Below are 14,748 nucleotides of genomic sequence, written 5' to 3'. Positions count from 1 at the left end.
TTTTCAATCACGTAGAAAAAAAGAAAAAGAGCTAAACATCATTTTAGCTCTTTTTCACAAATCGTTTTCTTGCATATTAAGAGTGTTTTGTTGAACTTTCCGTTTCTTTCATTGGACTTACTTCAGCAAAGATGAATAAAATAACCGTAAACACAACTGCAAGAATGGAAGTGAGCGTAAAATCATAAGCAGCTCCATTCATAGAGGCAACGATGTAACCAGCCATATGTGTCAGCAGAAAAGTCCAAATGAGGGTGATAATATAATGCATAATCCCACCGTCCTTTATGTAACAATCTATTGATTATCATACCATAGATGCAAGTGAAGGGAAAAGACTGTTTTCCGCCTTTATGTGACCATTTTTAGACCTTCTGCTATAAAAATAAAAAGAATTCTTCTGTCTTTAGGGGATTTCCTTATTCCTACAAGAGTTGTTGTTCATATCATAGAAAGCAGAATCACTGAAAGGAGGCTGGCCATATGGGTGTAAGCGAACGTTTTTTCCAGCTTGGTTCCCAGTGGAACATCATTCACCTTCCTCAAAAACCAAATGGCTTTGGCATTCTAATCCTCGGTGACCGAAATCACTTTGTGCAGGAAAATACATCATTCTGGCTTCAGCATTATGGAAGAAACCAGCTTTTAACTGCCTTAAAGGATGAAGGATATACATTGTTTAATAGTCAACTTCATGGGAATCACTGGGGATGCGAAGATGCTGTTTTTAGTGCCAAGCAGCTCGTGCATCACACATTAAAACAAGAAATATTAAACCGGGAAATTCATGTGCTCGCAGAGGGAATGGGCGCACTTGTTGCCATGAGCCTTGCTGAGGAGATGCCTGAAGTGTTAAGGTCCATTGCGATGATGAATCCATGTCTGAATCTGGATGCACAACGAGAAAGAGAAAAGGAACACAAATTCTTTTACAAGCAGCTGATCAAAGAGTTAGCAGAGAGCTATGGCTGTTCTGAAAAGGAAGCTGAAACGTATCCACTGCCTTCTTGCCCTGTTCATTCTGCTCATGTGCCGATTCATATATGGCAAAGACTAAACGGCGCACCTTATGCATATGAACTTCACGCAAAACCTTTTATTGATCAGCATATGAAAAATCCAGAACATTGTCAGATCGATCTCACACTGCATATGTTTGATCATCCGAGAAGAATCTTTCAATCCATTCACAAGTTTTATAAATCGCATGAAAGAGAATTGTGATGAATAGGATGATAACAGCCCTTCATAGAAAGGGCTCTTCTTTTTATTCGATATTAAAAAAGGGGACATGAACATGGAAACAGGACTGATCATAGGGGCAGATGAGTTTTTTGGCCTGACACTTTGTGAATATATGATGAAAGAGGGCATTCAAGTGGATATCACGCGTCCTCATGATCTTAAAGAAGAACAAAAAGGACTGTTAGAAGAGCGGATGATGTGGCTGGGCAGAAATGATCTCGTTCGTGTCATTGACCTTCAGGATAGCAAAGACACGTATGATCTCATTTTTATTCAATTAGAGGAACCGCATAACAGGCAGGAAGACATCAAAGCAAAGCATGGCATGTACCGGATTCTTTTTGATAAACCTGAAAACGAATCAGCAAAACAGAATGTGCCGGCAGTGATTCTTCCTAACATGTTCGGACCATGGACACTCAATGAAGATCAAACAAAGCGTGCAGATTCATTTTTTGTAGAAGATGTGGCGAAGAACTTGTTACAATGGGTATCAGACACAGGTCAAAGACAGGACATGACGTATGAATTGAAGGTAGAAAGCGAAACAGATGACAAAAAAGCAGAAGATATGATAGCTGAATGGAAAAGACAAAACTCAACATTTTTCGACAAAAAGCAAGAATGATCTTCCATCTTATCTTTTTTCAGTATAAAATAAACCTATATTTAACATACAGGTTCATCACTGCATGTTGCAAAAGGGAGTTGAACATGGCATGAAGTACCAGCGGCTTGTCATGATCTTTTCGTTCCTTCTTCTATTATCTGCCTGCTCGCAGGCGCCTTTAAAAGGAAAAATTGAGAAGGTGGGTTTACTCGTCCCCGATACGATCAATGATCAAGTTTGGGGAACGAAAGGTTATAAAGGCTTATTAAGTATCCAATCAACATTTGGTGTAGATGTTTATTATAAGGAAGGAATGGTCGACAAGGAGAAAATCGTTGATGCCATTGAAGAATTCCATAAAAAAGGAGTCAATTTGATTATTGGCCATGGCAATGAATACAGTGAAATTTTCAACTTGATCAGTGAAGATTATCCAAACATACAATTTATTACGGTCAATGGAAACAAGCCTCAGGCGGACAATGTCACAAACGTGACATTTAAAGGTGAAGCGATGGGCTTTTTCGGAGGCATGACAGCTGCACATATGTCTAAAACAAAAAAGATTGGTATTCTTGCTACATATGATTGGCAAAGTGAGGTAGACGGCTTTATCAAAGGGGCAAAATATCAAGATGAACATGTACAAGTGTTAGCAGAGTTTGTCGAAAACTGGGATGATGCTGACAAAGCGGTGGAGCTCTATCAAAAATTAAAAAAGCAGGGCGTAGATGTTGTGTATCCCGCAGGTGATGGTTATAATATCCCTGTCATTGAACAAATCAAAGCCGATAATTTATCAGCGATCGGGTACGTGACCGATCAATCCAACCTCGGAAGTCATACGGTTTTAACGAGCACTGTCCAGCATGTTGATAAAGCGTACAGCATCATTGCAAAGAAATTTAATGAAGGCAAGCTAAATGAACAAGGTGAGTACTCCTTTGATTTTAAAGAAGGAGTGATCGAGATGGGGAAATTTAGCACTACCATTGACGACGCTTTTGTGAAAGACATTGAAAGTGATATTGCGTCTTACAAAAAAACTGGCAAACTGCCAAATGAAAAGTGAGGAGACGACGATCATGCAGCACGAAAAATCGATGGAATTTTTACAAATTGCTATGAAGTATTTTCCGCAGGCAAAGGAAGAATTAGATAAAGCAGGGATTCAGCTTGAGCCTGAAGCGCTTCAGCCGCTGCTAACATTATTTACATCTGTCATGCAGGAAGCATATGAGCTAGGAAAAGCAGATGCAGAATCAGAAAAAGCCACAGAATAGTGGCTTTTTTTTATGATAATTTTTTCTTGAAGGCACTAATCATAGGACCAACATCTTTAAACACAGGCTTCAGCTCATCGATGGAGTTCATAATGTTCCCAATTTGATTCATGACATGCATGTAGTCAATTGAGTCATCACTTGAAGAGGTCTCCGCACGTTCCTCCTTTGCCTCTGACTTACTTTTCTCATTTTCAATCGGCTGTCCAAACATCATTGCTGAGAAAATATCTTTTTGCGCCATATCACATGTTCCTTTCTACTATTGGTATATATCATTAATCTATGAAAAAAGTGAGAGGAAAGGTTAGACGTTTGTATTGCCAAGAAGAAAAAAATAAGGTAAAATTAGTACCAGATACTAATATAAGATCACAATATCACATGCTCGTATGAGTAAAAGGAGTCTTATTCAATGAATGCTGGAATTATTGGCCTTGGCCGCTATATACCTGAAAAAGTATTAACAAATCATGATTTAGAAAAAATGGTTGAAACTTCTGACGAGTGGATTCGTACTAGAACAGGTATAGAAGAAAGAAGAATTGCATCTGATGATGTCAATACATCTCATATGGCGCTTGCTGCTGCAAAAAAAGCATTAGCTGACGCAGATGTGGCTGCAGAAGATATCGATATGATTCTTGTGGCGACAGTCACGCCAGATCAAGCATTTCCGACAGTCGCTTGTATGATTCAAGAGCAGCTCGGTGCACATAAAGCATGTGCAATGGATATTAGCGCTGCGTGTGCTGGCTTTATGTATGGGCTTGTTACTGGAAAACAATTTATCGAATCAGGAACTTACAAACACGTGCTTGTCGTCGGTGTTGAAAAGCTTTCTCGCATTACCGACTGGGATGACCGCAATACAGCTGTTTTGTTTGGAGATGGAGCTGGAGCTGCTGTGCTGGGAGAAGTCAGCGAAGGCAAAGGAATTCTATCATTTGAACTCGGAGCAGATGGAAGCGGCGGGAAGCACTTGTACTTAGATGAAAAAGATCATACAATCATGAATGGACGAGAAGTATTTAAATTTGCTGTAAGACAAATGGGCGAGTCAAGTGTAAACGTCATTGAAAAAGCTGGACTATCAAAAGAAGACGTTGACTTCTTGATCCCGCATCAAGCAAATATTCGCATTATGGAAGCAGCACGCGAACGATTAGAGCTGCCAGTTGAAAAAATGTCGAAGACTGTCCATAAATATGGAAACACATCAGCAGCTTCTATTCCAATTTCACTATGTGAAGAAATCGAAGCCGGAAAAATTCATGACGGCGATGTGATTGTAATGGTTGGTTTTGGCGGCGGATTAACTTGGGGCGCAATCGCTATGCGATGGGGCCGATAAAAGAGTGGGGTGCACAAATTAATGGATAAGAAACGAGTAGTTGTTACAGGATTAGGTGCTTTGACACCACTTGGCAACGATGTAGAGTCAACATGGAAAAATGCTTTAGCGGGTGTATCAGGGGTTGGACCGATTACACGTGTCGATTCAAGTGAATATACCGCAAAAGTAGCAGCAGAACTAAAAGATTTTAACATTGAAGATTACATGGAGAAAAAAGAAGCGCGAAAAATGGCACGCTTTACGCAATATGCAGTCGTTGCTGCTCAAAAGGCGCTCGAAGATTCACGTCTTGAAATCACAGATGAAATCGCACCGCGTGTTGGTGTATGGGTTGGGTCTGGTATTGGCGGACTTGAAACATTTGAAGAGCAGTTCGAAGTGTATTCAAATAAAGGGGCAAGACGCGTCAGTCCATTCTTCGTCCCAATGATGATTCCTGATATGGCGACAGGCCAAATCTCTATTGCACTTGGCGCAAAAGGAGTTAACTCTTGTACAGTGACAGCATGTGCAACAGGTACAAACTCAATTGGTGATGCATTTAAAGTCATTCAGCGCGGAGATGCAGATGCAATGATCACAGGCGGAACAGAAGCGCCGTTAACAAAAATGTCGTTTGCGGGTTTCTGTGCGAACAAAGCCCTTTCGACAAATCCTGATCCAAAGACAGCAAGCCGTCCGTTCGACAAAAACCGTGACGGATTTGTCATGGGTGAAGGTGCAGGGATTATTGTTCTTGAAGAACTTGAGCATGCGTTAAAACGTGGTGCGACCATTTATGCAGAAATCGTTGGTTATGGTTCTACTGGAGATGCCTACCATATTACGGCGCCAGCTCCAAACGGTGAAGGCGGCGTCCGTGCAATGCAAGAAGCGATTCGAGATGCAGGTTTGTCTGTGGAAGACATTGATTATATCAATGCCCACGGCACAAGCACACCTTACAATGATAAATTTGAAACAATGGCGATTAAAGAAGTGTTCGGAGAGCATGCGAACCAGCTTGCAATCAGTTCAACAAAATCAATGACAGGTCACTTACTTGGCGCAGCGGGCGGAGTAGAAGCTATTTTCTCTGTTCTTGCGATTAAAGACAGCGTCATTCCTCCAACCATTAACCTTGAAACACCGGATGAAGAATGTGATCTTGATTATGTAGCAAATGAAGCACGTTCAAAAGAAGTACAAGTTGCTTTAAGTAACTCACTTGGTTTTGGCGGGCATAATGCGACAATAATTTTCAAAAAATACGAAGCGTAATACTTCCTGAGAAAGCGGCGGTCGATAAACAGATCGCCGCTTTTTTGCATATGATGAAAATGGAGGTGTTCAGCGGTATGGGTCTGATCAATACACAATATCTCATTCATCAATCATCATCATTTCAGGAGCTTGCGGCGCGCTTTGTTCCTTATTTTAAAGGGGCAGAGGAAAAAGAATGGTCGTCTATCCTCGCTCACCTGCAGCATCACGGGATGGTTCGGTCTTGGAGCTCGTGTAAAAACATGATCGACAAGCTCAAGGAAAAAGGGTACTTCAAGCTTGTCATGAAAGAATACCAAACGCTTCAAAAAGAGTGGGAAGGTCCTGACATCCCTGTGTTTATTTTACCTGTCAACGAGAGCAGCAGAGAAATCAGAGAGCAATTTTATTATCAATCCGGCATGGCATTTGATGACAAGGTCTTTCTCTTTTTGTCTCCAAATACCCCGAAGGAGCGAATTGGTACATTGCTGACTCACGAGTATCACCATGTATGCAGGCTGCATTTTCTCTCAAAAGAAGAAAAAGACTTTACATTCCTCGATACAATCATGATGGAGGGGCTCGCTGAATATGCTGTGTATCATAGATATGGAGAAAGCTATACAGCGAAATGGACCACCTTCTATAGCGAATCCCAGCTTCACCGCATGTACAAGAAATGGGTATCCAGTCATCTTGATCAAAAAGTCCAGGACGACGAAAGGCTGATACAGAATCTTCTTTATGGAAAAGGGAACTACCCTAAAATGCTTGGTTACGCCACCGGGTTCTATATCGTGAAAAAATATTTTAATGAGCACCGAATCAGCGAGGAGTCTATGATTGCAGAGCCGTCAGAAACTTTTTTAAAGGCGATAGAATCAAAAAGTGAGTAATTCACATAAAAAGAGACATATTACAAATTTACTAAATACTTCTTGATTTCGTCATAGCGATGTAATAATATACAAATAATTCTTTTTATTTTAAAAAGACGGAATATTCAGGTTCAATTCTATTGATCTATGGAGAAAGGGGCGAATGAATGAGCACGCTGCTTGAAGTGCAAAACTTAAAAACATATTTTTTTCGAAAAAAGGAACCGATACCTGCTGTTGATGGCGTTGATTTCAGCATCAACAGAGGAGAAACTGTCGCGTTAGTCGGTGAGTCTGGATCTGGCAAAAGCATTACGTCCTTATCCATTATGGGTCTGATTCATGGAACTGGTGGGAAAATTATGGACGGTTCTATCAAACTTGATGGAAAGGACCTTGTTACATATAGTGAAAAGGAATTATGCAGCATCCGCGGTAATGAAGTATCTATGATCTTTCAGGAACCCATGACCTCACTTAATCCCGTCTTAACCATCGGAGAACAAATAACAGAAATCCTCATCTATCACAAAAAATTTTCAAAAAAAGAAGCGGTCAAAAAAGCGGTTGATCTGCTGAAGCTTGTTGGTTTTTCCCGTCCGGAGCAAATCATGAAAGATTATCCGCATCGATTATCAGGCGGCATGCGGCAAAGAGTAATGATTGCCATAGCGCTCAGCTGTGATCCGAAGCTTCTCATTGCAGATGAACCGACAACTGCCCTGGATGTGACCATTCAAGCACAGGTACTCACATTAATGAAAGATTTATGCTCTACCTTTGGTACTTCTATTCTTCTTATCACACATGATTTAGGTGTCGTGTCTGAAGTAGCAGATCGAGTGATTGTCATGTACTGCGGACAGGTTGTTGAAAATGGAACCGTGGAAGAGTTGTTTGAACAGCCGCTTCATCCTTACACAGAAGGGCTGCTTGAATCAATTCCTGTCATTGACGGAGACATCCAGCCGTTAACAGCCATCAAAGGAAATGTTCCTGCGCCAGATCAGCTTCCAGCCGGCTGCCGCTTTGCTCCTAGATGTCCGCAAGTGAAGGAACGCTGCCTGGGTGAACTGCCTAAGCTGAGAACATTTGAAGATGGCAGAAGCGTCAGATGTTTCTTATATGAGGAGGCAGATCAAACATGACCCTTGCTCAAAATCAAACACAAATAACGGAATTACCAGAGAAAGAAACGATTCTTGAACTGAAACAGATTCGAAAACATTTTCCGATTAAAGCGGGTGTCTTTCAGAAAAAAGTCGGTGCAGTAAAAGCTGTTGACGGCATAGACTTGAAGATTTATAAAGGTGAAACGTTAGGTATTGTCGGGGAGTCAGGATGCGGTAAATCCACATTAGGACGGACAATGATTCGTCTATATGAACCAACTGACGGTCAAATCTTTTTTAAAGGGCAAGACATCACGCGCGTATCAGAATCAAAGCTAAGACAATCTACACGAAAAAACATCCAAATGGTTTTTCAAGATCCCTTTGCATCACTCAACCCTAGAAAAACACTTCGAAGCATCATCAAAGAACCCTACAAAACACATCACTTATATTCCTTAAAAGAAAGAAATGAAAAAGTAGAACAGCTTTTATCAAAGGTAGGTCTTCATCCAAGCTTTGCGAACCGCTATCCCCATGAATTTTCAGGCGGGCAGAGGCAGCGAATCGGCATCGCTCGTGCGCTTGCCATGAATCCCGACATGATCATCGCAGATGAGCCTGTATCGGCACTTGATGTATCCATTCAGGCGCAGGTCATTAATCTAATGGAGGAGCTTCAGGAGGAATTTGACCTTACCTATCTATTTATCTCTCACGATTTAAGTGTGGTCAGGCATATTAGCGATAGAGTCGGCGTCATGTATCTCGGCAAAATGATGGAGCTTGCCGATAAACATAGTCTGTACGATGAACCGCTCCATCCATATACACAGGCTCTGCTTTCTTCCGTTCCTGTCACCCGTAAAAAAGGGCAGGTGAAAAGAGAACGCATTATGCTGCAAGGCGACCTGCCGAGTCCTGCAAATCCGCCAAAAGGCTGCGTCTTTCACACAAGATGCCCGCATGCGAAAGAAATCTGTAAAGAAAAAGTACCAGCATTTCAGGAGTTAAAAACGAACCACTTTGTTGCCTGCCACCTCTACAACGCTTGATCAAGCTTGTATGATCTCATCTTTGAGAGGGGGGATGAAACAGGATTCTGTCATGATTTTTAAAAAAGAATAGGGGGAATTGTCTATGAAAGTTAGAAATAGAAAGTCCATTTTGGTCAGTTTACTGCTGATTTTTACATTAATTCTAGCTGCTTGTTCTGGTGGAAATAAAACATCTGGAGACAGTGAAAAGAAATCCACTGGTAAACCGGTACAAGGCGGAGATCTTGTCATCGGTTCAATTGCAGAGCCAACATTATTTAACTCTCTGTATTCTACAGATGTGGCAAGCTCTGATATTGAAGAAAGAATCTACAGCTTCTTACTTCAAACAGACGGAAAGCTGAACCCTCAGCTATCGCTGGCAGAGGATATTAAAGAATCGGATGACGGCAAGCAGTTTGATGTCACCATTAAAAAAGGTGTGAAGTTTCATGATGGTGAAGAACTGACTGCTGATGATGTTGTGTTTACATACAGCATTCCAATCAATAAGGACTACAATGGGGAGCGCGGATCAGGCTTTGAAGTATTAGAGTCTGTTAAAAAGACAGGGGACTACTCGATCGAATTTAAGCTTAATAAAAAAGATCCCTATTTTTATAATGTCACATTAGGAAGCTATGGCATTTTACCTAAGCATATTTTAGGTGATGTGCCTATAAAGGATCTCGGTGAAAACGAATTTAACCGAAAAAAACCAATCGGTTCTGGTCCATTTAAATTTGCAGAGTGGAAAGAAGGAGACTACGTCAAACTAGAAGCCTTTGACGATTATTGGGATGGACGTCCATACCTTGATACCGTCACGATTAAAACGATTCCTGACCAAAATGCAGCCATTGCTCAGCTGTCAGCAGGCGATATTGATTTCTTTGCTGTACCAGGAGCGGAGCTGCAAACAGCTGAAAAAGTGAGCAACATTAAAATTGAATCTGACTTAGGCCTGAATTATTCATACATTGGCTGGAACCAGAAAAATGAACTTTTTAAAAGTAAAAAGGTCCGCCAAGCGCTGACACATGCCATTGATCGTCAAACGATTGTTGACCAAGTGTTAGATGGAGACGGCAAAGTAGCTAACATTCCAGAAAGTCCGCTGTCCTGGAACTATCCAAAGGATGAAAGTGTTCCAGTATTTGAATTTGATCAAGAAAAAGCGAAAAAGATGCTGAAAGAAGAGGGCTGGGAGGATACAGATGGAGATGGCTATCTTGATAAGGATGGCAAGAAATTCTCCTTTGTCATAAAGACCAACCAAGGAAATAAAGTTCGTGAAGATATCGCTGTCGTTGTCCAGCAGCAGCTCAAAGAAATTGGTGTGGAAGCGAAGCCGCAAATTGTGGAATTCAGTGCACTCATTGAGCAGACGACACCGCCTAAATGGGATTATGATGCGCTGCTGCTCGGCTGGAGCCTTGCGACATTCCCTGATCAATTTAGCATTTTCCACTCAAGCCAGTCAGAAAAAGGCTTAAATAACATCTGGTATAAAAATAAAGAGGTCGATAAGCTGTTAGTCGATGCTAAAAAATTAAGCGATCGAAAAGATTATTCAAAGGCATATGAAAAAATTTATAAACTGATCGCAGAGGATCAGCCATATACGTTCCTTTACTATGCTAACTCACATCGCGCTATGCCATCTAATCTTCAAGGCTATTCTTACCACCCGAAAGATGAGTATTACAAAATCGAAAAATGGTGGCTTGAACAGTAGGCTGATAGTGAAGAGGGGGAGGATTCTCCCCTTTCACCGTGAGAACAATTCCTTGCATTTGGTGTCCGGTCTTTGCGTGGTGCTAATCGCGCTCTGCATCAGCACGAGAATTCAAGGGGGGTTATATCACGCTGAAAAGAAGACAAAGGGCTAAAATAACTTCATTTTAGCCTTTTTTTCACAGAATGGCGATCCGATGAAAAAGGAGTTGTGCATATGGTTACATATATCATTAGAAGGACATTGCTCTCTATTCCTATTTTATTAGGGATTACCATTTTGTCCTTTGCCATTATGAAAGCAGCACCAGGCGATCCGATGTCACTCATGATGGACCCTACCATTAGTGCGGCAGACCGGGAAGCATTTATTGATAAGTACGGCTTGAATGATCCGGAATATGTGCAATATATGAAATGGCTTGGCAATATGCTTCAAGGTGACTTTGGCACATCCATTGTCAAAAAGGGAACGCCCGTGGCTGATTTGATTTTTGCCCGGCTGCCAAATACCCTCATCCTCATGATTTTTTCTACATTAGTTGCCCTGCTGATCGCCATCCCATTTGGTGTTCTTTCAGCAAAACGTCCGTATACAAAGCTTGACTATGGGATTACGGTTACATCTTTTATCGGACTGGCTATTCCAAACTTTTGGTTTGGTCTCATCCTCATTATGGTTTTATCCGTGAACCTAGGGTGGTTCCCGACTGGCGGAGTCTCTACCTTGAATGCTGATTTTAATGTGTTTGATCGGCTCCATCACATTATTTTACCTGCCTTTGTTTTAGCAACGGCTGATATGGCAGGGCTGACCCGGTACACAAGGTCGAGTATGCTTGATGTCATGAGGCAGGATTACATTCGCACCGCAAGAGCGAAAGGCTTTAGAGAAAACAAAGTTATTTTTAAACATGGTTTACGAAACGGTCTTATGCCTGTCATAACGATTTTCGGATTGATGATACCATCCTTTATTGGCGGCGCAGTCGTGGTGGAACAAATCTTCACCTGGCCTGGACTTGGAAAGCTGTTCATTGATTCTGCCTTTTCGAGAGATTATCCGGTCATTATGGCGATGACCGTTATTTCCGCAGTGCTCGTGGTGGTGGGAAATTTAATAGCGGATATTTTATATGCGATCGTTGATCCGCGTATTGAATATTAGAAGGGAGCTGAAGGACAATTGGCACAGCCTAATATGGGAACACCTCCTGTTGATATCAAATTAAAGGAGGGCCTTCCGCCAAAGCCAGAGACAATGCTGCGTTTATTTTGCGAGAAATTTTTCAAAAATAAATTGGCAGTTGCCGGCTCCGTGATCTTATTGGTCATTATTTTTTCTGCCATTTTTGCTCCAGTGATCGCTCCATATGCACCAGAGCATCAAGATTTATTGAAGCGGCTCCAGCCGCCAAGTGCTGAGCATTTTATGGGGACAGACAAGTTTGGCCGCGATATTTTCTCAAGGGTGCTATATGGCGCGCGCGTTTCTTTATTGGTCGGTTTCGTCTCGGTGGTTGGTGCAATCACTATTGGAACTGTCGTTGGCGCGGTCGCGGGGTATTTCAAAGGGTTTGTTGATTCCTTGTTAATGAGGTTTGTGGATGTCGTGTTGTCGATTCCAGACATTTTTCTATTGATCACGCTCGTCACCATTTTCAAACCGGGCATTGATAAATTGATTTTAATCTTTGCTTTGACAGGCTGGACAACAACCGCCAGGCTTATCCGCAGTGAATTCTTATCACTTCGAACAAGAGAATTCGTACTCGCGGCAAGAACCATCGGAACGAAAAATCATGTCATCATCTTTTCGCATATTTTACCGAACTGTATTGGTCCTATTATTGTGTCAGCTACATTAAAAGTAGGCTCTGTCATTTTAGCTGAATCAACGCTCAGCTACCTTGGCTTTGGTATTCAGCCACCAACGGCAAGCTGGGGCAACATGCTGCAAGATGCACAAAATTTCTCGATTATGGTGCAAGCGTGGTGGTACCCGCTTTTCCCAGGTTTACTCATTTTGCTGACTGTTTTATGCTTTAATTTTTTAGGAGATGGGCTGAGAGATGCGCTTGATCCTAAAAAGCTGAAGTAAGGTTTAAAGGGGCTCTGCGTGCACTCTCCGTTTCTTGAATGAAATAAAGAAACGAAGCCGTCATTCATCCAGCTTGAAGTTTTGATAAAGTTGGAATAATTTCTCTATCCCTTGCCCATACTGTGGACAACAGTTTTTATAAAGTGAGGGATTGGTTATGTTATTTCTTCATGACGTATGGGTGAATTGGTTTGAAGGGGAAGAAAATGGCTACAATGTGTGTCATTTTCATGAGTGGCGTAAGGAGGACAGCGTTGAGCTGTTAGATCAAGTGCCTTTACTTAAGGTGCAGAGTCCTTTGTTTGATTACATAGAGAATGATCTTTCAGAGCTGCCAAAGACGCTGCTAGAGTCTATATTTGAGAAATCATATATTCGAAAAAATCATGAGCGCCGTAAATTAGAGTATTGCTTTGTAGTCACAGACGGCATACGAATCATTGCCGTGGATACGATTGGGTATTCCATTCCTGTGAGAAAAAGCCGCTTGATCCCAAGGCAGGAGCAATTGGTCTATGAAATGGTGAAAGATGTGAAAGCAGAAGAATATGAATTCTCTAAGGACAGTCTTGAATCGACGAAGGAGTACCACATTCTATCACTGCCGCCGCAGCATATCAGCGGATTAACGAGAAAAGAAAGACAGCTGAAGCAGCTGATGTTTATGGCGCTCGATCAATTAAAGGGGCTCCAAAACAGGGCGGAGATTGCGTATTGGTATACGGAATGGAACCCGCGCATGTACAACCAAATCAAACGAATGTCATTCGAAGAGATTTGGAACATGCTTTACAATGAAACGATTGATGGGTGGTCAGAGAATCATTTAGCCTTCTGTGAAAAAATGATTAAAGGACAGCCATTTTTCGAAAAGCTTTGGGAAATGGAAAACGAATCAAAAGTAAATTAGAAAAAGCTTGCAGCGGGTAGTGCTGCAAGCTTTTTTTATTTGCGTTTTCTGCCAAGACCCATCGCATTCTCCATTTTTTTCAGCATTTTGTTTGCTGCGCGGTTTGCTTTTTCAGCACCTTCGTCTAGAATACGGTCAAGCTCGTCTGATTCAATCAGTTCATAGTAACGATCTTGAATTGGTTTTAAAGCATCAACGACAACGTTCGCAAGATCTCCTTTAAACTCACCATATCCTTTGCCTTCGTACTTTTGCTCCAGCTCTGCAATCGATATGTTGCCTAATACAGAATAAATTGTCAGCAAGTTGGCAATTCCAGGCTTGTTCTCTTTGTCATACTTGACGATGCCTTCTGAATCCGTCACAGCACTTTTGATTTTCTTTTCAAGCTGCTTTGGTTCATCTAATAAGGTAATGAAGGATTTTTGGTTCGGATCGGATTTGCTCATTTTTTTCGTTGGATCTGTTAAAGACATTATCCGAGCGCCTTCTTTTGGAATTTTCACTTCAGGCACAGTGAAGATGTCATTGTATTTTCGGTTAAAGCGTTCAGCAAGCGTTCTAGTCAATTCAAGATGCTGCTTTTGGTCTTCTCCAACAGGGACTAAATCAGTACCATATAATAAGATATCGCCAGCCATTAATGGGGGATACGTTAATAGGCCTGAAACAACGGCTTCCTTACCAGCGGATTTGTCCTTAAATTGGGTCATTCTTTCTAATTCTCCAATATAAGCAACACATTGCAGCATCCATCCTGCCTGGGCGTGAGCAGGTACCTCTGATTGGATAAACAATGTTGCCTTCTCTGGATCAAGTCCAACGGCTAAATAAAGAGCTGCTAAGCTTCTAATATTTTGGCGGAGAGCTAATCGGTCCTGACTCACTGTAATCGCATGCTGATCTACGACACAAAAATAGCCATTATAGTCATGCTGCAAATCGACAAATTGCTTCATTGCTCCAATATAGTTCCCTAATGTGACAGAACCGCTCGGCTGAATGCCTGAAAAAATTGTCTTCTTTGTCATACTAAAACCTCTTTTCTTCAATATAAAAAGGCCCACCCATCACTTTTCAACAGAAAAGGGACGAATGAACCGTGGTACCACCCTTGTTATTTCACATAGAAATCACTCAAGACGTTGATAACGGAGACTGCTCCGTCTAAGCCTACTTACTTTTTTAGAAGTGTTCGGTTAGCTGCTCCAAAGCCCATTCCATACATGCCAT

The 14,748-nt window shown here is 41.6% G+C and carries 16 protein-coding genes and 1 other annotated feature (1 of these 17 only partly in view); of the genes, 13 read left to right on the top strand and 3 right to left on the bottom strand.

Going from position 1 to position 14,748, the window contains the following annotated elements; translation table 11 throughout:
- Positions 1–76: 76 nt before the first annotated feature.
- The gene (locus OIT90_RS15865) at positions 77–271 is read right to left on the bottom strand and encodes a YjzD family protein (protein WP_003211779.1); all 195 of its coding nucleotides are present in this window, start codon (positions 269–271) and stop codon (positions 77–79) included.
- Between the two features lie 212 nt (positions 272–483).
- On the opposite strand from OIT90_RS15865, the gene OIT90_RS15860 reads away from it, so the two are divergent.
- The 4 genes from OIT90_RS15860 (at position 484) to OIT90_RS15845 (ending at position 3,138) form a co-directional block, all read left to right on the top strand.
- Positions 484–1,224 (top strand): hypothetical protein, encoded by a 741-nt coding sequence (locus OIT90_RS15860; protein ID WP_047201782.1) that lies wholly within the window; start codon positions 484–486, stop codon positions 1,222–1,224.
- Positions 1,225–1,297: 73 nt separating this feature from the next.
- A complete protein-coding gene (locus OIT90_RS15855; RefSeq protein WP_247544373.1) occupies positions 1,298–1,873 on the top strand; it encodes a nad binding enzyme in 576 nt (191 codons plus the stop codon).
- Between the two features lie 91 nt (positions 1,874–1,964).
- Positions 1,965–2,927, top strand: a complete 963-nt coding sequence (locus OIT90_RS15850) for a BMP family ABC transporter substrate-binding protein (protein WP_058838840.1) — start codon at positions 1,965–1,967, stop codon at positions 2,925–2,927.
- Between the two features lie 13 nt (positions 2,928–2,940).
- Positions 2,941–3,138, top strand: a complete 198-nt coding sequence (locus OIT90_RS15845) for a ComZ family protein (RefSeq protein WP_024425054.1) — start codon at positions 2,941–2,943, stop codon at positions 3,136–3,138.
- Positions 3,139–3,148: 10 nt separating this feature from the next.
- Here the strand turns inward: OIT90_RS15845 and OIT90_RS15840 are convergent, their stop codons facing one another.
- Positions 3,149–3,382, bottom strand: a complete 234-nt coding sequence (locus OIT90_RS15840) for a hypothetical protein (RefSeq protein ID WP_474892725.1) — start codon at positions 3,380–3,382, stop codon at positions 3,149–3,151.
- 171 nt (positions 3,383–3,553) lie between these two features.
- Here OIT90_RS15840 and OIT90_RS15835 point away from each other — a divergent pair, with 171 nt between their 5' ends.
- The 9 genes from OIT90_RS15835 to OIT90_RS15795 all read left to right on the top strand — a co-directional run bounded on the left by OIT90_RS15835 (position 3,554) and on the right by OIT90_RS15795 (position 13,515).
- Positions 3,554–4,492 (top strand): beta-ketoacyl-ACP synthase III, encoded by a 939-nt coding sequence (locus OIT90_RS15835; protein ID WP_024425052.1) that lies wholly within the window; start codon positions 3,554–3,556, stop codon positions 4,490–4,492.
- Between the two features lie 21 nt (positions 4,493–4,513).
- Positions 4,514–5,755: a beta-ketoacyl-ACP synthase II gene (gene fabF, locus OIT90_RS15830; protein WP_039177794.1), complete on the top strand. Its 1,242-nt coding sequence runs from the start codon at positions 4,514–4,516 to the stop codon at positions 5,753–5,755.
- Positions 5,756–5,832: 77 nt separating this feature from the next.
- Positions 5,833–6,636, top strand: a complete 804-nt coding sequence (locus OIT90_RS15825) for a DUF2268 domain-containing putative Zn-dependent protease (protein ID WP_268473864.1) — start codon at positions 5,833–5,835, stop codon at positions 6,634–6,636.
- Positions 6,637–6,785: 149 nt separating this feature from the next.
- Complete coding sequence (locus OIT90_RS15820; protein WP_039177799.1) at positions 6,786–7,766, top strand: ABC transporter ATP-binding protein; 981 nt, start codon at positions 6,786–6,788, stop codon at positions 7,764–7,766.
- The gene (locus tag OIT90_RS15815) at positions 7,763–8,785 is read left to right on the top strand and encodes an ABC transporter ATP-binding protein (protein WP_041089820.1); all 1,023 of its coding nucleotides are present in this window, start codon (positions 7,763–7,765) and stop codon (positions 8,783–8,785) included. The genes OIT90_RS15820 and OIT90_RS15815 overlap by 4 nt, the downstream gene beginning before the upstream one ends.
- Positions 8,786–8,870: 85 nt before the next feature.
- Positions 8,871–10,505 (top strand): peptide-binding protein, encoded by a 1,635-nt coding sequence (locus OIT90_RS15810; protein ID WP_039177804.1) that lies wholly within the window; start codon positions 8,871–8,873, stop codon positions 10,503–10,505.
- A 216-nt stretch (positions 10,506–10,721) separates the two neighbouring features.
- A complete protein-coding gene (locus OIT90_RS15805; RefSeq protein ID WP_034621771.1) occupies positions 10,722–11,672 on the top strand; it encodes an ABC transporter permease in 951 nt (316 codons plus the stop codon).
- A 33-nt stretch (positions 11,673–11,705) separates the two neighbouring features.
- Positions 11,706–12,605, top strand: a complete 900-nt coding sequence (opp4C, locus tag OIT90_RS15800) for an oligopeptide ABC transporter permease (protein ID WP_080772319.1) — start codon at positions 11,706–11,708, stop codon at positions 12,603–12,605.
- A 157-nt stretch (positions 12,606–12,762) separates the two neighbouring features.
- On the top strand, positions 12,763–13,515 hold the full coding sequence (locus tag OIT90_RS15795; protein ID WP_474892724.1) for a DUF3603 family protein: 753 nt from the start codon (positions 12,763–12,765) through the stop codon (positions 13,513–13,515).
- A 35-nt stretch (positions 13,516–13,550) separates the two neighbouring features.
- Here the strand turns inward: OIT90_RS15795 and trpS are convergent, their stop codons facing one another.
- Positions 13,551–14,546 carry a tryptophan--tRNA ligase gene (gene trpS, locus OIT90_RS15790; RefSeq protein ID WP_024425046.1) on the bottom strand — a complete coding sequence of 332 codons (996 nt, stop codon included), beginning with the start codon at positions 14,544–14,546 and terminating at the stop codon, positions 13,551–13,553.
- 53 nt (positions 14,547–14,599) lie between these two features.
- Positions 14,600–14,748, bottom strand: a binding site (T-box leader); it runs 72 nt beyond the window's last position.

This window comes from Bacillus sp. ABR (genome assembly GCF_056172715.1).
Note: the sequence above shows the minus strand (reverse complement) of the source record. Positions and strands in the feature narration are given on the sequence as shown.